The organism is Algoriphagus confluentis (assembly GCF_036245625.1).
GTDB lineage: Bacteria > Bacteroidota > Bacteroidia > Cytophagales > Cyclobacteriaceae > Algoriphagus > Algoriphagus confluentis.
The window spans coordinates 1-21,473 of sequence record NZ_BTPD01000019.1; the positions used below are offsets into that span (position 1 = coordinate 1).

13 protein-coding genes are annotated in these 21,473 nt (G+C 43.9%); 6 read left to right on the plus strand and 7 right to left on the minus strand.

Features of this window, described 5'->3' with window-relative positions; all coding sequences use genetic code 11:
• Nucleotides 1–170: type IX secretion system membrane protein PorP/SprF (locus tag AAA943_RS20285; RefSeq protein WP_338226263.1), on the minus strand; the 170-nt coding region annotated here is incomplete at its 3' end.
• Nucleotides 171–274: 104 nt separating this feature from the next.
• Nucleotides 275–11,047: a DUF7507 domain-containing protein gene (locus AAA943_RS20290; protein ID WP_338226204.1), complete on the minus strand. Its 10,773-nt coding sequence runs from the start codon at nt 11,045–11,047 to the stop codon at nt 275–277.
• Between the two features lie 779 nt (nt 11,048–11,826).
• On the opposite strand from AAA943_RS20290, the gene AAA943_RS20295 reads away from it, so the two are divergent.
• Both AAA943_RS20295 and AAA943_RS20300 read left to right on the plus strand, forming a co-directional pair.
• Entirely contained in the window at nt 11,827–13,269 is a 1,443-nt protein-coding gene (locus tag AAA943_RS20295) for an aldehyde dehydrogenase family protein (RefSeq protein WP_338226264.1), read from the plus strand.
• A gap of 154 nt (nt 13,270–13,423) precedes the next feature.
• Nucleotides 13,424–14,131 carry a prolyl oligopeptidase family serine peptidase gene (locus AAA943_RS20300; protein WP_338226205.1) on the plus strand — a complete coding sequence of 236 codons (708 nt, stop codon included), beginning with the start codon at nt 13,424–13,426 and terminating at the stop codon, nt 14,129–14,131.
• A 34-nt stretch (nt 14,132–14,165) separates the two neighbouring features.
• Here the strand turns inward: AAA943_RS20300 and AAA943_RS20305 are convergent, their stop codons facing one another.
• Both AAA943_RS20305 and AAA943_RS20310 read right to left on the minus strand, forming a co-directional pair.
• A complete protein-coding gene (locus AAA943_RS20305) occupies nt 14,166–14,399 on the minus strand; it encodes a hypothetical protein (RefSeq protein WP_338226206.1) in 234 nt (77 codons plus the stop codon).
• Nucleotides 14,374–14,976, minus strand: coding sequence for an RNA polymerase sigma factor (locus tag AAA943_RS20310; RefSeq protein WP_338226207.1), 603 nt, complete (start codon nt 14,974–14,976; stop codon nt 14,374–14,376). Before AAA943_RS20310 ends, AAA943_RS20305 begins: the two co-directional genes overlap by 26 nt.
• A gap of 329 nt (nt 14,977–15,305) precedes the next feature.
• On the opposite strand from AAA943_RS20310, the gene AAA943_RS20315 reads away from it, so the two are divergent.
• From AAA943_RS20315 to AAA943_RS20325, 3 genes are read left to right on the plus strand one after another with little or no spacing between them, the layout of a single operon-like run.
• A complete protein-coding gene (locus AAA943_RS20315) occupies nt 15,306–15,653 on the plus strand; it encodes a DUF3127 domain-containing protein (RefSeq protein WP_338226208.1) in 348 nt (115 codons plus the stop codon).
• Between the two features lie 39 nt (nt 15,654–15,692).
• Nucleotides 15,693–16,151 (plus strand): hypothetical protein, encoded by a 459-nt coding sequence (locus AAA943_RS20320; protein WP_338226210.1) that lies wholly within the window; start codon nt 15,693–15,695, stop codon nt 16,149–16,151.
• 49 nt (nt 16,152–16,200) lie between these two features.
• The gene (locus tag AAA943_RS20325; protein WP_338226211.1) at nt 16,201–17,307 is read left to right on the plus strand and encodes a DUF4221 family protein; all 1,107 of its coding nucleotides are present in this window, start codon (nt 16,201–16,203) and stop codon (nt 17,305–17,307) included.
• A gap of 12 nt (nt 17,308–17,319) precedes the next feature.
• Here the strand turns inward: AAA943_RS20325 and AAA943_RS20330 are convergent, their stop codons facing one another.
• The 3 genes from AAA943_RS20330 to AAA943_RS20340 all read right to left on the minus strand — a co-directional run bounded on the left by AAA943_RS20330 (nt 17,320) and on the right by AAA943_RS20340 (nt 20,240).
• Nucleotides 17,320–18,891: an Rne/Rng family ribonuclease gene (locus tag AAA943_RS20330; RefSeq protein ID WP_338226212.1), complete on the minus strand. Its 1,572-nt coding sequence runs from the start codon at nt 18,889–18,891 to the stop codon at nt 17,320–17,322.
• Between the two features lie 185 nt (nt 18,892–19,076).
• The gene (locus tag AAA943_RS20335; protein ID WP_338226213.1) at nt 19,077–19,913 is read right to left on the minus strand and encodes a tetratricopeptide repeat protein; all 837 of its coding nucleotides are present in this window, start codon (nt 19,911–19,913) and stop codon (nt 19,077–19,079) included.
• An 18-nt stretch (nt 19,914–19,931) separates the two neighbouring features.
• Nucleotides 19,932–20,240 (minus strand): HU family DNA-binding protein, encoded by a 309-nt coding sequence (locus AAA943_RS20340; protein ID WP_338226214.1) that lies wholly within the window; start codon nt 20,238–20,240, stop codon nt 19,932–19,934.
• Between the two features lie 145 nt (nt 20,241–20,385).
• On the opposite strand from AAA943_RS20340, the gene mutY reads away from it, so the two are divergent.
• The gene (mutY, locus tag AAA943_RS20345; protein ID WP_338226215.1) at nt 20,386–21,435 is read left to right on the plus strand and encodes an A/G-specific adenine glycosylase; all 1,050 of its coding nucleotides are present in this window, start codon (nt 20,386–20,388) and stop codon (nt 21,433–21,435) included.
• The last annotated feature ends 38 nt before the right edge of the window (nt 21,436–21,473 follow it).

Consider the following 21,473-nt stretch of genomic DNA (forward strand, 5'->3'; position numbering starts at 1 on the left):
TAGGTCGTCTGGATGTACGGCTCCCCCTTGTAGCCCGCATATCCAGGATTCACATGCAGCCCGTTGAATATGTACTGGCTGAACTGAGGCAGCTGCTGGCCAAAACTACTCCCCCAAGACCAAATGCCTAACAAAAGGGTCATTGCTATGATTTTAAAAGTCGTTTTCATGTGCTTGTCTTTTACTTTTCTATGGCCACATGGAATCTCGCATGCGGTCTTACACATCACTTGGTTTGACATTCTTTCCATGCTCGATTTCATAATGCTTTCAATTATTCTTTGATTACCTGAATCCAGCCGGTGAACTCATGGACTCTTCCGCTTCGATCTGTGAGTTTCAAGACATAGAAGTAAGTACCTGCTACTTGACCCGGTGCATTCCAGTCATTTTGATAGTTTTCCTTCTCAAGTACATGGTCTCCATATCTGTTGAAGATCACAATCTCACTGGCTGTAAACTTGCCGAGTCCCTTGATCTCAAAGGTGTCATTGTCACCATCTCCATTTGGTGTGATCACATTCGGGATTCTGAATGGCAATACCTGATTTACATCTGTATCTCGGTTGTCTTGCTCATTCATATCGTCCTCTTCAGAGTCCACCGTTACCACATTCTGGATCTGGCCTGCATCACCAGCTTGGACACGAATTCTCAGAGTAATCACACCATCAGAAGGAATGAACGGCACATTCCAAGTCACCGTGCTTCCACTCACTGTAGGAGTTCCTACCTGAATCTGAGGATTGCTCACACTCACCACTCGGGAACTTAGATAGGTCACACCAGATGGCAGATTATCCACTATAGTCACACCGGTAGCTGGAGTACCTCCGACATTGCTTACGACTATCTCATACTCAAATTCATCCCCTTCGTAAATCTCAGCCTCGAAAGAGGTCTTGGTTACAGACAGATCTACATTGTCGTTGAGAATTCTGAAGAATACCAAGGCATCGTCGTTGTTGTCAGGGAAGGCAGTCTCTCTCAGTACATATCTGAGGGTGTAGTCCCTTACCTCATTTACATTCGGCACCAGACCCAACTCTCCGTTATCATTGATCAAGAGACCAATTATGCCATCCAATTCAGTGAATTCGAAGTCTACATCGGCAGGATCAGGTCGCTGACCTTCAAGTCGGTCGTTGTCCAGGATATTTCCTATCACTCCGCCAAAGCTGATGAAGTGTGAACCAAAGTCATCGTCATTGGCGATGATTTCCACATCTACATTCAAGCATCTCCAGCCGAAATCCATATCGTAATGCTGGGTGACTTGTGGAGTAACTTCTCTGGTGATTCCAGACTCAGTAGTCAGACCACAGCGTTCTTCCACTCGGGTACCATTGATGTCAGTTATTCTGCCTCCAGCATTTGGTAATATCTTAACCTTGCCAGTGGCTGCCATAAAGGAAGCCTGAGCTGCCATCAAATCATCCTCAATCAGTGTTGCGGTATACTCTCCGTAAGGATTCACTCCAGCAGGAGGAGCAAACTTACCATCTTCTTCAAATGGTCTAGTTCTCCAGTAACCAGCGATACCCACAATAATTGTCTCGTCGTATCCTCCAGGACCAGTCACCCGTACGTTTCCGCTGGTATTTTCTACTACTCCGAAGCCAGCCTTGTTCAATTCGCCCTCGTTCTCAGGACCATCATATCTACCGTCACCATTGAGGTCAAACCATTCCCAATCTTCGGCTCTTATCGGACCAGCGTTTGGATCATTCAGGGTAACCTGTCCGTCTTCGTTGGCATCAAACCATTCGTTTTGGATACCATCACCATTCAGATCGTACCAAACAAAGTCTCCCAGAACAATGCCCTCATAGGCCTCGTAGCCAAAGTTGCGAATGAAAGGTGCGCATGCTTCAATGGTAGGGAAGGCCAAGGAGCTACCTGTAGGGAACAATCCCTGTGCAAGGTTGAGATTCACGTCTCTAACCTGTACAGTGTAGGTACCTGGTACGAAATCCTTGAAGGTATATCGACCATCTGCCCCAGTCACTACCAACAGGGCATCACCTGGAGTTCCTGCTATTGGAATTAACACCACTGGTACATTGGCCAGTACTGTCTCCCCTAATTCCGGCTCATAAGTGTTATTTTGATTCAGATCTCTGAAGATGATACCTGTAGCTAAAGTATCGTCGATACATTCCACTGGAACTACCTCTTCTGCTTCTTCAGTTACCTCTTCTTCACTGATAGGGTCTGTGAATGTTGCTGTAGCCACGTTGACGATTGCTTCTTTGGAAGCGATATCCTCGATAGTTACAGTATAGCTAGTTTCAAAGGAAACTGACTCACCAGGATTAAGTATACCAATCACTTCTTCCAATCCGGTCAAAGGATCTTTAACCAATACTTCGGTAAGGGAAGTATTTCCGGAATTAGTCACCACGATGGTATAGTTGATTACTTCACCCTCATTTTGAACAGCTTCCACATCAGCCACTTTGGTGATGGTTATTGCAGAGTTTCTGTCAATAGGTGTTTCGATCTCAGTTTCATCCTCCGGATCTTCGCCGTCAGGGCTTTCACCGGTTGCTAGGGCCGTATTCAATACAAACCCTGTATCCACGTCTTCCTGAGTTACCACATATTCAGTATCTACCGAAGTTGAGGCTCCAGGTGCAAGAGTTCCCACATTCACATCCAGTCCGGTCAATGGGTCAGTAACCAATACATTACTTAAGGTCACATTGCCTGTATTGGTCACAGTCAAGGTATAGGTAATTGTATCACCTTCACCCTCAACCAGAGCTCCATTGTCAGACTTGGTGATCTGGATAGACGGAGTTCGATCAATTGGAGTCTCAATATCTGTTTCATCCTCTGGATCATCTCCATCAGGACTTTCTCCTTTGGTCAAGGCAGTGTTAACCACCAAACCTGCATCCACATCTGCTTGAGTGACTACATATTCAGTGTTCACCGATGTTGAAGCTCCAGGCGCAAGGGAACCTACATTCACATCTAATCCCGTCAATGGATCTTCGATGGTCACATTTGTCAAGATTACATTTCCTGTGTTGGTCACAGTCAATGTATAGGTTATCACATCACCTGCAGAATTGACCTGTGCCCCATTATCAGATTTTACAACTTGGATTGATGCATTGCGATCAACAGGAGTTTCAATCTCTGTTTCATCTTCCGGATCCTCTCCATCAGGACTTTCCCCTTTGGTCAGGGCAGTGTTAAGAACCACACCTGCATTGACATCTGCAAGCGTAACCACATACTCTGTATTCACTGATGTAGAAGCAGCAGGCGCAAGGGTACCCACATTAAAATCCAGACCAGTCAATGGATCCTCGATAATTACATTCGTCAAGGTCACATTTCCTGTATTGGTCACAGTCAGGGTGTAGGTAATCACATCACCCGCACCATCAACTTGTGCACCATTATCAGATTTTATAATCTGAATTGCTGGATTACGATCGACAGGAGTTTCAATCTCCGTATCATCTTCAGGATCTTCTCCGTCAGGGCTTTCCCCTTTGGTCAGAGCGGTATTGACAACAAATCCCGCATCCACATCCGCTTGAGTTACTACGTACTCAGTATTTACCGAGGTAGAAACTCCAGGAGAAAGAGTACCCACATTCACATCCAAACCAGTCAAAGGATCCTCGATAGTTACATTTGTCAAGGTCACGTTTCCAGTGTTGGTCACAGTCAATGTGTAGGTAATCACATCACCCGCACCATCAACCTGTGCTCCGTTATCAGATTTTACAACCTGGATAGCAGGATTCTGAGGAATCACTGTCTCGGTACAGGTCTCACACTCTGTGCTAGAATTCTCTACCGGAGTAGGATCGGAAGACTCGTCTTCTACTTCCACTCCATTTGGTGAAGTTCCTTTGGCCAAGGCGGTATTCACCACGTAGCCATTATCAATATCCTCCTGAGTCAGGACATAAGTCGCCGTGAAGGTGGTGTTGTCGCTTGCTCCAGGTGCCAGGCTGATCGGCCCGCCATTCACCGTTACCAGTGGATCAGTTACCGTGATGTCACTCAAGGTCACGTTTCCGGTATTGGTCACCGTGAAGGTGTAAGTCACAGTCTCACCCACATTGCCGAAGCCATCCTGATTTTCATCCATGAAGACCCCGTCTTTGAGCAACTCAATGGCCGGATTCTGAGGAATCACTGTCTCGGTACAGGTCTCACACTCTGTGCTAGGATTCTCTACCGGAGTAGGATCGGAAGACTCGTCTTCTACTTCCACTCCTTTTGGTGAAGTTCCTTTGGCCAAGGCGGTATTCACCACGTAGCCATTATCAATATCCTCCTGAGTCAGGACATAAGTCGCCGTGAAGGTGGTGTTGTCGCTTGCTCCAGGTGCCAGGCTGATCGGCCCGCCATTCACCGTTACCAGTGGATCAGTTACCGTGATGTTACTCAAGGTCACGTTTCCGGTATTGGTCACCTTGAAGGTGTAAGTCACAGTCTCACCCACATTGCCGAAGCCATCCTGATTTTCATCCATGAAGACCCCGTCTTTGAGCAACTCAATGGCCGGATTCTGAGGAATCACTGTCTCGGTACAGGTCTCACACTCTGTGCTAGGATTCTCCACCGGAGTGGGATCGGAAGACTCGTCTTCTACTTCCACTCCTTTTGGTGAAGTTCCTTTGGCCAAGGCGGTATTTACCACGTAGCCATTATCAATATCCTCCTGAGTCAGGACATAAGTCGCCGTGAAGGTGGTGTTGTCGCTTGCTCCAGGTGCCAGGCTGATCGGCCCGCCATTCACCGTTACCAGTGGATCAGTTACCGTGATGTCACTCAAGGTCACGTTTCCGGTATTGGTCACCGTGAAGGTGTAAGTCACAGTCTCACCCACATTGCCGAAGCCATCCTGATTTTCATCCATGAAGACCCCGTCTTTGAGCAACTCAATGGCCGGATTCTGAGGAATCACTGTCTCGGTACAGGACTCACACTCTGTGCTAGGATTCTCCACCGGAGTGGGATCGGAAGACTCGTCTTCTACTTCTTCCTCATTAGGTGCGGTACCTTTAGCCAAGGCGGTATTTACCACGTAGCCATTATCAATATCCTCCTGAGTCAGGACATAAGTCGCCGTGAAGGTGGTGTTGTCGCTTGCTCCAGGTGCCAGGCTGATCGGCCCGCCATTCACCGTTACCAGTGGATCAGTTACCGTGATGTCACTCAAGGTCACGTTTCCGGTATTGGTCACCGTGAAGGTGTAAGTCACAGTCTCACCCACATTGCCGAAGCCATCCTGATTTTCATCCATGAAGACCCCGTCTTTGAGCAACTCAATGGCCGGGTTGATTTCGAAGCATTCTTCAATAGAATCTTCATCCCTTACTAGGATTCTTCTTTCCCCATCAAGAACTCTGAACGTTTCATAGTATTCAAATTCATCTGCATAAACGGTTGCAATAGCTGTGTTAGTTACACAAAGACCATCAAGCAGCTCCTGAGTGATCTCCAATTGAGTGGTCTCAGTCCATACTTCTTGAGGTGCCAAAGATTGAATTGTCCACATATCGCCAGTCAAGTCATCCTTCACCTCTATGTTGAACAATTCAACATCTCCAGTATTGGTGACTTTGATTTCGTAGGTAATAAAACCTTCAACATCATTGTCAATTTCCGTAACTGATTTCTCAATCGAGATACCTGGAGAGACTACTCTTACTGTAACAATTGCTGTATCACAATTGGTAGGGTTCGGGTTGGTACAGATTCTATATTCCAGCGTATAAATACCTGGAGCAAGTCCTGGCGCAACGCTTACCAAACCTGTATTTGTATCCAAAATCAAGGCACCTGGGGTTGACTGAGTAACCTCAGTAACTGTTACCAGGGTGGTGTTCAATGGTGAAGTACCATCTTGCAGCCTATCGTTATCCAAGACATTGACAATATTGATAAATCCAAAGTCAGGATATACTGGAATCGCAGTCATATCATCATCCACCGCGATTGGAGGATTCGGATTTGGATTACAAGCTTCTGTTGCTCCAGGATAGGATATTTCTACCTGAACAGAAGGGTTCAATTCAAAGATAACGTAAGCGCCGGCTTCTCTTACCTGATGGAAATTGAACTCACCAGATACCCATTGCATATTTTCAAATTTCCAACCTGGCCATGCGCTACCAAAACCACCTGGAATCGTATCAGCACCTGGGAAGAGCATAAAGCCTTCCAATGGTATATCCTCATATACAATCAATGGATTACCGTCTTTGTCATACCAAGTCATTGTCAACGGAGTATCATCACCAGGAGCTAGATCAGCAAGCTGGAAGTTAACTGGGTTCAACAACCATCTCAGGTAAGGTGCATCCAATTCACAATATTCGCCAACCTCAATGACGCCAAGTAAAGGATCAACAGTAACTGTAATAATCGCTTCATCGAAGTTGAGCGGATTACCCACTTCAGTGATTCTATAGGTCAACTGGTAGTCACCTGCCTGTGGATTGGCTGCTATGGTAATTACACCATTTGCGTCCACTGTCAACGTTCCTGTTGGATCTGGAGTCAAAGTAGTCAAGATCACATTTGCAGAAGTTGCCGGACCGCCTTTCAATTGATCGTTATCCAAAGCATTGATTGCAGCAATCTGAGCAGACGTGCTATACTGGAATGTACCCGCATTATCGTCTACCGCAAGAATGTCGTTGAAGCTTGCATCGGCAGTCTCTGTGTCTGGATCAGACTCTATAGGTTCTTCTACCTCACCATCTGTAAAGAAGCCTTTACCTATAGCTACGTTAGTGACAGAACCTTCTTCAAGATCATTTTCATTTATGGTGTAAGAAGCAGTGAAAACAATCTGGTCGCCTGGTTTCAACTCAAGGGTACTATTTGCATCATCAATAGTCCCAATTTTATCGTCTCCCACTGTAAACGGACCAGATAAGGTCACATTTCCAGTATTGGTCAAAGTGTATTTGTAGTCCACTTCATCCCCTACCAAGCTATATGGATCACCACCTGTGATTTCTTTCAAGATGGATAGCTCAGGAGTCTGTGTGAAACAAGCATCTGCAAACGCTTCATCTCTCAGAATGACCTGATATGGTAATTGCTCACCTTGTCCTGGCACTACTCTGGCATCGATGAAGTACTCTCGAATCTCAGCCGTGGCTGTGTTAAAGTAACACTTGTCGTCGATCATTTCCTGAGTGATAGTCACCAGTACCTCTCTTGTGTCAGTATCTCCAGGAGCCAATTCATTGATAATCCAATTATCACCAGTTTCAATGTCTTGGACATAGATATCAAACAGGGTGACATTTCCTGTGTTGGTTACGGTGATGTCGAATGTCACTTGACCATTGACAATATCATTATTTGAAGTTCGAACCTTCTCGATCATCAGGCTCGGACGCTGGGCCGCATTCACGGTCTCATCGTCGCTCACCTCGATCTCCTCTTCATTATAGGTCGTGCTCGCTGTGGCGGTGTTGGTGAAGCTGCCGTTGTCCACGTCTGCCTGCTGCACCTCGTACTCTGCCGTCACGACCGCAGAAGCGCCAGGGGCCAGACTCGCAATCGGACTTCCGCCCGTAATCGTCGCCTGTGGATCGCTTACCACGATGTTGGTCAAGGTCACGTTACCGTTGTTGGTCACCGTGATCTCATAGGTCAATACATCGCCTTCGGAAGCATAGCTGCTCTGGTCGGCTACCTTCTCGATCATCAGGCTCGGACGCTGGGCCGCATTCACGGTCTCATCGTCGCTCACCTCGATCTCCTCTTCATTATAGGTCGTGCTCGCTGTGGCGGTGTTGGTGAAGCTGCCGTTGTCCACGTCTGCCTGCTGCACCTCGTACTCTGCCGTCACGACCGCAGAAGCGCCAGGGGCCAGACTCGCAATCGGACTTCCGCCCGTAATCGTCGCCTGTGGATCGCTTACCACGATGTTGGTCAAGGTCACGTTGCCGTTGTTGGTCACCGTGATCTCATAGGTCAATACATCGCCTTCGGAAGCATAGCTGCTCTGGTCGGCTACCTTCTCGATCATCAGGCTCGGAACGCCACTCACCGGCGTCACTGCTTCGGCAGGTGCCGGATCTGGCAACTGATCACTGGTTACTTCTACCCTATTAACTAGCTGAGAAGGATTAAGCGCAGCTGCATTATCAATATCTGTCTGAATTACATTGTAGGTAAACTGATAAGTCCAAGTCTCTCCTACATCCAATTTGCCATTGGCCGGTAAAATAGACTCTACCACTCCAGTCAAATTAGCAACACTTCCGTCAGGGAAGGTATCTTCAGCTTCAATACCCGTGATTGTGGTATTTCCAATGTTTGTAATTACAACTTCATAGTTGATTACTCCCGGAGAACTTATTGATGTTTGGCCTTGTGCAGGTATCCAGTTTTTCTCAACAGAATAATTAAATTCTCTGCAATACTCCACAATGGTTTTCTCTCCATCAGTTTCAAAAGTCTCACTTACATATTCAGCTCCAGAAAGAGCTTCAAGTGGAGTAGTACCAGCCAAGGCTGTAACCTTGGCTTGGTTTTCGATAAAGCCGGCATCATCAATGTCAGATTGCAAAAGAGTATAGGTAGCAGTAAAGGTCGAACTGCCATTTACCAACAGCTCGGTGGCAGTACTGCCAGGAGTCGCCTCAACAAACTGAATAGAAGGAAATGCCCCGTTCCCCGTAAAGGAAGAAGCTACATCCATCAAAGAAATATTGGTCAGGTTTGCATCACCTGTGTTGGTAACAACAAACGTATAAACGATTTCATCTCCTGCTCTAGGACATCCCCCGATTTGTTCAGTAGAAAGCTCTCCTGTTTTTAAAAGGGAAATGGCACAATTATTAATCGTTAATGTAACTGGAGTTCTTGTCGCACTAAAACAACCTGTGGTTGGGTTGAAGGATTCAGCGTAGTAGATCTTAGTACCGATGGTATTCCATGTTGGATTAGGAACAGCATTTCCACCTGTAGCTGCGTCAAACCATCTTACCTGGAACCCTTGTGGCGCAGTGGCTGAAGCTGTAAGGGTTTGAATAGGATCTGTAGCACAAACTACTTGATTTCCTCCTGAGTTTGGTGCAGCAGGAATCTGGGGCTGGGCAGCAACACTGTATGGAGAGAATGATACGCAGGTCGTTCCTATGGTTCTTGCATACAGGAAACCGCTGCTTCCAGCCTCAAGGCCTATAACTGAATTTCCTGGTGCCGGGATGATCGAAGAAAAGTTTGATGAAAGTGAATATTCAACCCCGGATATACGGTTGAAGGTAAATCCTCCAGTAGCTACCTCGCAGGTTGGGGCTATCGGGGTAATCACTGGCGCAGCAGGAGCCTGGGGCTGGGCAGCAACACTGTATGGAGAGAATGACACGCAGGTCGTTCCTATGGTTCTTGCATAAAGGAAACCGCTGCTTCCAGCTGCAAGGCCTGTAACTGAATTTCCTGGTGCCGGGATGATCGAAGAAAAGTTTGATGAAAGTGAATATTCCACCCCGGATATACGGTCGAAGGTAAATCCTCCAGTAGCTACCTCGCAGGTAGGAGGTATGGGTGTAATCACAGGATTTGCAGGCAACGCATTCACCGTAATCTTCGCCGTATTAGATGTAGCTGGCTTACAGTTACCAGTTACAACTACAAAATAATAAACCTCACCCACAACTGAAGTGGATGGTTTGTAGGTAGAAGAAGTAGCATCAGGGATCAGGGTTGCTGTTGCAATATTATTGCTATTAGTAGTATTACTATACCACTGATAAGTAAGACTTCCTGGGTTTGGATTATTAAAGGAACCTGTAGCTGCTACACTCAAATTGGCCACATTATCAGCTGGTGTATTCTGACAATAAATTGCTCCTTGCGGCTGGGTTGTAATGCTAACAGGGGTTAAATTATTGGTGTCGGTAATTGTGATTTTATAATCCTCTACCTCACCGTTCAAAGCTCCTCCGATTGGGGGAAGGTCTTGAGTAGTACTTACACGGACTCTGAGATAGCTAATACCAGGTACTGCATCGCAAGGCACACTTATAGTGGGAGTAATATTCCCATTATTCCCTGTGGTAAGTCCTTGATTAATGATAACCCGTTCTCCCTGATCTAAAAAGTCTCCATCTCTATTCCAATCAATCCAAGCATTGACATAGGCCTTCTGTGAGGTATTATTTGCTTGCCTAATATTGATTGTAATTTGCTTAGAATCACCTGCATTGAATGCTCCCGCAGGGATGGTCACACCATCTTCATCGTTTACAACACCTGGACCAGTACCTGTTGGGGGATTGGATAAATCCGCCGAAGATATATCATCCCCATTTGCATCCACTGAAGGAAGGGCTCCCGGCTCCCGGTCTACGATATTTCCTAAGCGAGGAAGAGAGTTAACATTGGTGCTATTTGGTACAGCATGATTGGGAGACCCATAGCTAGCTGGAGCATCGCTGTAGTCTCCATCAGCAGGGACAAAACCTGGAATACAAAGAACATAAAACGAAAAAAGCCGAGTATTTCCCTGAGTAGATCTATAGTTGACTCCGAATTTCCATTTAAAATTTTGAACATTAGTAAATTCTACCCTCACCATCCGGTCAAAAACATTGATTGGAATTCCATCTGCACTAGATCCGGTATTGTCTTGATAACGAGTAATAAAAGTTGCATCATCACTGATCGCTGTGATATTTGAGGCTGCACCTTGACCAAAAGTAACGGTACCTCCTCCCGTAACAGCTTGAAATTCACTCACTGCAGATATTCCATCAATATCGACCAAGTAGGCATTAAAAGCGGGTATCTGTATTGGGTTTTGATTGGTAATTTGTCCAGTTGTAGAATTGTATGTTCCTGTTACAAATTGGAAATCAAAAATCCCAAATCCAAGACCACTTGAAAAACTGCCAGAACGAAACGACGGCTGTAGCGCCGAAGGATAACCATCTGATGTATTATCAAATAATGCAATATCTCCCCTTGTCTCATCTTCAATAGTAATAATCGCATGAACCACCGTATTTCCAGGCAGTGTGACCACATTCTCAAAGGTGTACACATCACCAATCTGATATTGATTTGCAACATTCGAACTTGAGGGATTTCCAGGACCTGCAATTTTTTTCGGATTTTGGAAATTCAGGTTATAAATACCTTCGCAAAAATTTGGAAACGAATTCTGAACCCTAGCATTTAACGGTGAGGACAGCCTTCTTGCACCCTGGTTCTCAGAACCAGTGTTTTGGAAATCCACAAATGGTATTTTATCTGGTAAACTATTTGAACTGCTAGAATTGGTTTGTGAATACCCTGATAATGCAGTAAACATCCAACCAACCAAAGCGAGCCATGAAAAAAGAACTAGTTTAGATTGAATTTTACTAGTAGCCCTTTGGAAAAATCCACCTTTTAGTGTTCGGGCATTTAGTTGACAATTGGAAAACCTGTCCATATCGTTAGTTTTTAAAATTTTTCGAGTCCGTAATTGTGTTTCTATATTCACTGATTTTCAGTGGATTAAATTTCCTTTAGCTCTATTCCGAAGGTCCTTTTCTTCACTTTTTTTTAATACCCTTTGGAGCAGAAATCGAGTTTGATCAATACATCTCCATTATTTTGTCATAAAAATACACTTTATTGTTTTTCATATCCAAGCCTTTTCAAAAATATTTTGGTACGTAATACAAATTTTTTGGTATGAAATGGATTTTTCAATCTCCGAATTACATTTTTGTTTAATCTTTTTTGTATTTTGTTAAACATTTGCAAGAAAAGTGAACCTGTTTTTATTTTTAAGCAAATGCTTCCTGCCGGTCTCATCTTCCATTATCTTACCCTATTAAAAAAATCGCAATGGAAACCCTTCTCGACTCTTTGAAAACCGAACTAAGAAGCCAACTTAAGAAAATGAACCAAACCGCTTTGTCCTGGAGATCTTCCTCAGCTGAGGAACGGATCCTCAGACTCAAAAAAATCAGGGGATGGATAAAAAACCACCAAACTGAAATAAGACAAGCATTATGGCAAGACTTTCAAAAACCGAATGTGGAAACCGACCTGTCTGAAATTTACCCTGTGACTTCAGAGATCAATCATACCATTAAACATCTTAAGGCTTGGATGAAAACGAAGTCTCTTCCTTCTCCAATCGCCATGCTGGGTACCAAAGCCAAAGTGCAGTTTGAGCCAAAAGGAGTTGCCCTGATCATTTCTCCTTGGAACTACCCGTTCAACTTGGCACTGGGACCTTTGGTCTCAGCTTTGGCAGCAGGCTGCCCCGTAATTCTCAAACCCTCCGAGCTTACACCTCACACTTCAGATTTGATTCAAAAAATGATATCAGCGCTCTTTAGCCAAGAAGAGGTTCAGGTAATTCAAGGAGACGCTTCAGTAGCTCAGGCCCTTTTGGCTTTACCTTTTGATCATGTTTTTTTTACGGGCAGTCCCCAAATTGGTAAGGTTGTGATGGAAAATGCATCCAAGCACCTCAGTTCAGTCACTTTAGAATTGGGAGGTAAATCTCCTGCTATAATCACAGAAAATGCAGACTTGGAGGATGCCGCGCAAAAGATAGTCTATGGAAAATTGGTAAATTGTGGACAAACCTGTGTGGCGCCAGACTACATCCTAGTTCATGAAGCCAGTTTTGAAAGGTTGCTCGACCATCTGAAAGTAGGCATTCAACAGATGTATGATGCAGACTTCAAAGGGATAGAGCATTCAAAGGACTTGGCCAGAATAGTCAATGACCGACACTTTACCAGATTAAAATCCTATCTTGATGACGCAATAGAGAAAGGTGCTAATGTGGTCTTTGGCGGAAAAACCAATCCTCACCATCGCTATTTTGAACCTACCTTATTGACTCAAATTACAGAGGACATGGAGATTGCCCAGGAAGAGATTTTTGGTCCAATTCTGCCAATTCTTACCTATACTGGCTTGGAAGAGGCAATTTCATATGTTAACAGTAAGCCAAAACCCCTGGCGCTTTATGTCTTTGATAACTCAAAGAGTTATGAGCAGATTCTGAAGCAAACCAGCTCGGGAAATGCAGTTATCAACGATTGCGTCATCCATTTTATTCATAATGAACTCCCATTCGGTGGGGTAAATTCCAGCGGAATCGGAAAAGCCCATGGCTATTATGGCTTTTTGGCTTTCAGCAATGAAAAAGGAGTCTTAAAGCAACGAATCGGGTACAACAACGTTACCCTATTGAGGCCACCCTATGGACTTAAGGCCAAAAAAATTGTAGAATCCCTCATCAAATGGTTTTGAAATGAATTCGAAAATGGGCCTCATAAAATCCTTTAAATCCATTTTTTTCTTAAGCCTTTTATGGGCCTGTAGCTCTGATCCTGAGCCAAATGTCGATTTTCTTCCTGCCAGAGAAATAATTGACCAAGCATACGGGACAGATGTACGCCAAAAAATGGATGTTTATCTTCCAGCTGGAAGAAGCAGAGAAAATACGCCTTTGCTGGTATATATCCACGGCGGGGCTTGGATTGATGGAGACAAAAGTGAGTTTCTACAATTCAAACCAGTCCTAGATAACTTATTCCCTGAATATGCTTTGGTTTCGGTCAATTATCGCCTTTTCGATTTCATTACAGGAAACAATAAGTTTCCAACCCAAGAGGCGGACATCATCTCCGTATTTGATTTCATCAATGAAAATCTTGCCGATTGGAACATTTCCGACCGCATCGTCATTTCCGGTGCCAGTGCCGGTGGACACCTAGCCCTGCAGCATGCTTACCGCAATGACTTCTCCGACATCGAAGCAGTGGTAGCCTTTTTTCCTCCGACAGACTTAAAGGAACTTCATGGATTCAATACGATTACTGCCTTGGGTCTGGAAAGCATTCTTGGTGGAAAGCCCGACCAAATTCCTCAAGCCTATCTGGATTCCAGCCCTCTAAGTCATTTGGATCCAAATGATCCACCTACCATATTTTTCCATGGGGATATAGATACAGTAGTTCCGATTTCCCAAAGTGAGCTTCTGGAAGAGAACCTAAATTCGAATGGGATAATCCATCAATTCACCCGTGTTCCCAATCAGGGGCATGGATTTACAGACGAGACCTATCGAAACCTGCTACAGCAAGCAAGGGATTTTATAGACGCATTATAAAAGAAAACCCCGCAAATGCGGGGTTACCGGTTCTTTAGACTTTTTGTAGTCCCGTAGAATGGGCCAGTGATTTGATGGCTTTCACTACTTTTTCCGAAGGCTTCAGAGTTAACTGATTTAAGTTCTCTATCGTGCTCAGCAGATCCAAATATTCTTGCATCAGAGATTCATCGCTGTGCAAGGCTTGCATTAAGAGTTCTTGTTCACCCTCGGTCATTTCCCGGTAGATATATCTTACCAGGTCATTTGGGGTAAAAGGTTTTGTCATAGGCAATATTTAGTTGTTTCATTTTTTTTCTGAGATGGATTAGTGCATAGCGCATTCTTCCCAAAGCCGTATTGATACTTACACCTGTCTTTTCGGCAATTTCCTGAAAACTCATATCCATGTAATGCCTCATCACCAACACCTCTTTTTGAGCTTCCGGCAATTCTTCAATCAGTCTTTTGACCAACTCAATGGTATCTTCCTTGATCCTCAGATCCTCAATGGTGGATTCAGCAAATTTCAAGGAGTTGAATACATTGCTGCCATCTTCCATTAATATGGTAGGATATCGCTTACTTTTTCTAAAATAGTCAATGGCAAGATTATGAGCTATTCTCATTATCCAAGGCTGAAATTTACCCTCCTCTGTATATCGGTCCGACTGCAAGGTCTGAACTACCTTTACAAATACATCCTGCAAAAGGTCTTCCGCTACCTTTTGGTCTTTTACAATGAGAAAGATGGTAGTAAATACCCGGCTTTGATATCGGTCCACCAAGAGATCAAATGCTGCTTCACTTCCGTTGCGATACTGAGCGATCAACTCACTGTCCAAAGGACCTTTTCGCTTATTCATATGTAGTTGGTTTTTGTACAACGTAGAAGTCTAAGCCATAGTATCTTATTAGCGGGTAAAGAAAAATTATTTAACGTAATTTCAATTTGGCCTTTAATCTAATTTGAATTTTTTGAAATAATCAAGTCTCTGGGCAAATTCGATAGGAAATTCTATTTTTTTCTTATTGATGAAATTTTATCTCAAAAAATATCAAACGGAACGATTCGTAATAACCATTAAATAAAAAAATATTGAATTTTTGAAAACCGGAACAGTTATCCCCACTTTTTAAGCCCGAAAAATCCGACTCAATTCTTACCTTCGTGTAAGAGAAAAAGAAAATAACGATGGAATTAAGCGGAAAAATTATCAATCAGCTTCAGGAAGTAAGTGGAAACTCAAAAAGCGGAAACGCCTGGAGGAAACAAGAATTTATAGTGGAAACAGGCGGTCAATACCCCAAAAAGGTCTGCGTGGCCCTATGGGGAGATAAAATCGATCAGTTTGCCCTGAAGGTAGGTGAACAAGTGACTTTAGGAATAGACGTGGAAAGCAGAGAATACAACGGAAGATGGTACACGGAGGTAAAAGCTTACAAGGTGGACCGTGCAGGTTCTTCGAATGGCCCGGGCACTTCTATGCCTGAAGTAGACTCTTTCTACAGCGAAAGCGAGGAAGACAAGCTTCCATTTTAAACAGACTCCTTTCCGGCACTTTTTAAATTGATTTTTACGATGTGGGATGACTTTGACAAAAACGATGATTGGGATGATGAGGAAGAATTTGATCCGAAATCCATGCGGGATCAGATTTTTTCTCATCCTTTGATGAAAAAGGGGAACGAGATTGTATCCCTGACCCATGCGCTGGTTGGGAGCCTTGATGAGGCCCGAAAGGAACTTTACGGGGGAATGATGATGGAGGATGCAACCGTCATCTGCTCCAAGTTTGCCGGTGCAGAGGCAGTCAGTGACTTCGTCCTGAAGATGGAATACGCCACCATCATGAAAGTGCATGCAAGACATCTCAACTCCATGACTTATCAACTCGCCATGGAAGAAACCCATGCAGAAGAGCATCTAAATTTACTTCGGGAGCTTATTGCTGAATTTAAAGTACTTTTTGTCGAGTGGGTGAAGGGATTTGACCCGACCGAGAGATATGATGATGGTTGGGGCTTGTTTATAGATTAGGTTTTTGACTAAGTCATTTTTTTTACTTTTAGAAAAATGATCTGTACGGATGAAGTACCTAATCTATTTCTATTTTTCACTTTTCCTCTTTGCTTGCACTTCTTCTGAAAACTCCAGGGAAATCCAATTTCTTCAACTTTCTGATTTGATTGTTGATACCCTTTATCTCGAAAAAGATACACTTACCAAAAATCTGGGCATCAATTTCACTCACTTCCAAACTGACTCAGGGGAAGTTCTTTTAACCTTTAATCAATATCGACTCCTCACCTACAGCTTTCCGGAAGGGAAACTACTCAACTCAGTTAAATTTGAAAAAGAAGGCCCTGACGGAATAGGAGGGTTTGTGACCGGAGATTTTATTGATCAGAACTCCATTTATTTCCTTTCCCAGCAAAAGGAGCTTATAAAAGCAAATCTTGAGGGGAAAGTAATCCAAAGATGGGATTTTCCCGAAGTTCCTGAAGGGAGATTGTACCACAATTACGGAACCTACCTTTTTAATAGGATCCAAAAGTCAGGGAATAAGCTTTTTTTCATGGATGTGCCTTACGTTTTCAAAGAGGAGCTCTTTGACTATGATAAATGGGGAATTATTTTCGATCTCCAAAAAGAAGAGTTCGACTACTTCCAATTTAGCTACCCAAAAGAAATCTTAAACTTCTTGGAAGATGATCAATTGGGCCTTTTCAGTCATGTGTATAATGAAGGGACTGATGAGCATCTGATTTCCTTTTCCATATCCGATTCACTACTTAAAATTAAAGACAAATTACAGACATGGCATCCAGCCGGAACGGTGGAAAAACTAAATTTTTTAAAGGGAACGACTTCAGAGCGAGGGGAATATATCGTCTTTCAACCCAATCACGAGAGTAGCAAATACGAAGCCTTGGATCTTGCCACTCAATCCCAAAAACTGATACGACGGGTAAGAGTGAAAGGGCCGACAATAGAGAATCCCGAACAGGAAAGAAAAAAATTAATCGTGTTTGATTACTATTTGGATAAAGAGGCAGAATTGGATTTGAATCCAGTTGAGATGGACTCCTATGGATTCAATACCCCCTTAGGATACGTAGTCACCCTTCATACAAAGACTACGGATGATTTAGTATCTTTTGCTGTTTTGGACTTTTCAAAAATCAACCCATAAAAAAAGCGGGGCTTATTCCGCCTCGCTTTTTGTTTTTAGTTCGATTTCTTCTCCAGATTCATCAAGGAATCTGTATTCCGTCACAGGTAGGGAAGAATCTTTGATCAGTTTTATCCATTTGTAATACTTGAAAAACCACTTCACCCTTCGGCTAATCAGGCCATTGGTGAAGTATGCGTGCAGATAAGGATGCAGCCCAATGTGTATTTTTTCCACGTTTTGGATGGTAGCCATGTGCTCGAGATCATTTTCGAGCTTATCTGCCACCAAAATTGAAGCTTGTATTTTTCCAGTACCATTACAGGCTGGACAGACTTCTTTGGTCACAATGTTTACTTCAGGACGTACCCGCTGCCGGGTGATTTGCATCAATCCGAATTTGCTCAATGGCAACACGGTATGCTTGGACCGGTCAGACTTCATTTCCTGCTGCATGGCTTCATAGATGGCTTTTTTATTCTCAGCCCTTTTCATATCAATGAAGTCCACTACAATGATTCCCCCCATATCCCGGAGGCGAAGTTGTCTGGCAATCTCTTTCGCAGCTACCAAATTGGTCTTTAAGGCAGTGGATTCCTGATCGCTTTCCTGATTGGACTTGTTTCCGCTGTTCACGTCTATGACGTGAAGGGCTTCGGTATGCTCTATGATTACATACCCTCCCTGAGGTAAGCTGACTGTCTGTCCAAAGAGGCTTTTGATTTGCTTCTCTATTCCAAAACTTTCAAATAGCTTGGCTTTACCGTTGTAAAGCTTGACAATTTTTTCTTTTTCAGGCGCTATGGTCCTGATGTAGGATTTAATCTGATCGTAGGTAGATTCTTCTTCTACGGTGATTGCGTCGAATGATTCATTGAGCAGGTCTCTGATAAGTGAGGAGGCCATGCTCATCTCTCCGATGATTTTGTCCCGGCTTTTGGCTTTCAGCAGCTTTTTCATGCCTTCTTCCCAACTGGTGAGAAGGTTTCGAAGGTCTTTGTCGAGTTCCGTCACGGACTGTCCTTCGGCCACGGTTCGGATGATTACTCCGAAATTGGCAGGCTTGATTGAGTTGATGAGTCTGAGAAGCCTTTTTCGCTCTTCGCTGCTTCTGATTTTCTTGGATACATTCACTGTATCGGAGAAAGGGACCAGCACTAGATAACGACCGGGCAGAGAGAGCTCACAGGATAGTCGAGGGCCTTTGGTTGATATCGGTTCTTTGACTACCTGAACCAGCACTTGATTGGTCTTGGAAAGAATCTTATCGATTTTTCCGACTTTTTCTATTTCAGGTTCATTGTCAAAGCCTTTGAGTAGGTAGCTGTTGTAGTTATTGTTTCTCACCATTTTGGTAAACTTCAACAGGCTGTTGACATTCGGGCCCAGGTCTTGATAATGCAGAAAAGCATCTTTTTCGTATCCTACGTCGATGAAGGCTGCATTTAGCCCATTGACGATTTTTCGGACAGTACCCAAGTAAATGTCACCTACTTTAAACTGATTCTCCATTCCTTCGGAATGGAGTTCGACCAGTTGTTTATCGTTCAGTAGGGCAATTCGACTTCCGTTTTGAGCAGAATCGATTAACAATTCCGTACTCAAAATCTCTAATTTATACTATGTAAATGAACGTTGATGATTACTCAAACAGGCAAGTGAAGTCAATTACTTCTTCTTGTGTCTGTTTTTTCTCAGTCTTTTCTTACGCTTGTGAGTAGCAATTTTATGTCTTTTTCTTTTTTTACCGCAAGGCATAGTCTTAAAGGTTTAGATGTGAAATACTGATTTTATAGCCTGTCGAGGTAGCTCTGAATACTGCTAAGGATCATGGGATCCTCTGTCATTTTCTTCACCGCCTCAAACTGTGCTTTCGCTTTATTTTTTTCTTTGGATTCAAAGTAGCTTACTCCCAAATAAAATTGCCCCTGCAAATTGTCAGGGTGATATTTGATCAGCTCTTCAAATCGCTCCACTGCTTTATTGTACTGTCCGGACTGCATGGAGAGAATACCTATATTGAATAACCCATCCTCATTTTGAGGGTCCTGTTCCAATATTTCCCTCAGCATACTAATTCCCTGCATGGGATTGGAGGAGGAGATATAGGTCATCGCGATTTTTGTCTTCAGATCCAGACGGGAGGGATTCTTAGCCAATACCTTATTCAGGTAAGCCCTGGTACTTTCGGCCAGCTTCTCTACTTTGGCCTTATCCAGCGCAAAACTGAATGCCTCATAACTTGCTTTTCCTGCCTCTTCAGCCAAAAAGAGGTTGGAAGGCAATAAATCGGCTGCTTCACTCCAATAGTAAGCTGCACTGTCAAACAATCCTTCTCCTTTATACAATTCCGCCAAAACTTGGGCCGCAGCCACCTTTTCTTCTTTTTCAGCTGCATTCGCATACATCTGCTTGAGTTGGTCTGCTTGCTTTCTGTTTTCGGCAGAAAGCTCATTCCCATGCAGCGCTGTGATTCCTGGGGCTTGGGGATCTTCCGATTCCTCCTCTGTGGCACTTTCCATTTTGGCGCCGGTAGCTTCGTTATCCACCACTACCTTTGGGAGTGCATAAAGGCCCACTACTGCCAGAATTCCTGCTACGATGAGAATGAGCTGTGATTTTTTCATGTCAAAGTCGCCTCAGACTTAGTCCTGAGGAGCCAATTCCTTGATTTTTTTGCTGGTTTTGATTTTCTCAATGAACACTTTTGAAGGCTTGAATGCCGGAATGTAATGCTCATCGATCACGATTGCCGTGTTTTTAGAAATGTTTCTGGCGATTTTCTTCGCTCTTTTCTTGTTGATGAAACTTCCAAAGCCTCTTACGTAGATATTTTCTCCCTCGGCCATGGAATCTTTTACTACTTTGAAGAACGCCTCGATGGCTTGTGTCACATCATCCTTTTGGATCCCGGTTTTGTCGGAAATCTTGGTGATTACTTCTGCTTTTGTCACAGTGATTTTAATTTAGAAATTATGAAATAAGCTTAACAACCTATTAACCAAGTGTTTTTGGGACTGCAAATGTACGAGAACCAACGCAATTAAAAAACAAATTGAAAAAAATTACCTTGGTTTGTATCAGAAATATTTGAACCGAATGAATACCAAATCTGCTGAATTTCAGGCCTTTCCCAACCAAATCATCCTTTGGTACAGACAAAATCCAAGAGAACTTCCCTGGCGAGGAACCACCGACCCTTACCTGATCTGGCTCTCAGAAATCATTTTACAGCAGACCCGAGTTGCTCAGGGGTTACCCTATTATTATGCATTTGCCCAAGCCTATCCCACGGTAAAAGAGCTTGCCCTGGCTCCCGAGTCCGAGGTCCTGAGACTATGGCAGGGGCTTGGCTATTATTCCCGGGCCAGAAATCTTCACGCCTGCGCCAAATGGATATGGTTGGAGAATGGAGGAGTATTTCCCGATACGTATGAGCAACTTCTATTATTAAAAGGTGTAGGGAGCTATACAGCCGCTGCTATAGCCAGTTTTGCCTTTGGGGAGGCCAAGGCAGTAGTGGATGGCAATGTATTCCGAGTCATGGCCAGATATTTTGGTTTGGATTCGGACATTAATTCCTCCCGGACCAAAAGGGAATTTGAAGCGCTGGCCAACCAATTGATCCCCAAAGAAAATCCTGCGGAGTTTAATCAAGCCATGATGGACTTTGGCTCCCGGCAATGCACCCCAAAAAATCCTTCCTGCGAAGTATGCCCCTTAATGAAAACCTGCTTTGCGCATACCCATGCACTGATCAATCAGCTTCCTGTGAAAGTCAACAAAGTCAAAGTCAAAGACCGCAAGCTCAATTATCTGGTCATTAAGTGTGGGTCCGAATGGGTGTGGAACAAAAGAAGCTCGGGAGATATTTGGGAGGGATTGCATGATTTCCCGCTTCAGGATAAAACCACCAATCTCCCAGCAGAAGTAGCCCATGCCAAACCCATACCGAAAAGTTACAAACACCTCCTGTCCCATCAGCGCCTGCAGGCCGAGTTTTCTGAGGTGGAAATCCCGAAAGAGAATCGAGAGGCCCTGTATCAATGGTGTCAGCAAGAAGGGTATTTTCTCGTAGCAGAAAAGGAAATAGACGAATTAGCCAAACCCAAATTGATCGTCAATTTTTTGAACGATCAGGGGATTTAAGTAACTTCAAGTTTATTTTTAACCAATAAAACAGAAAA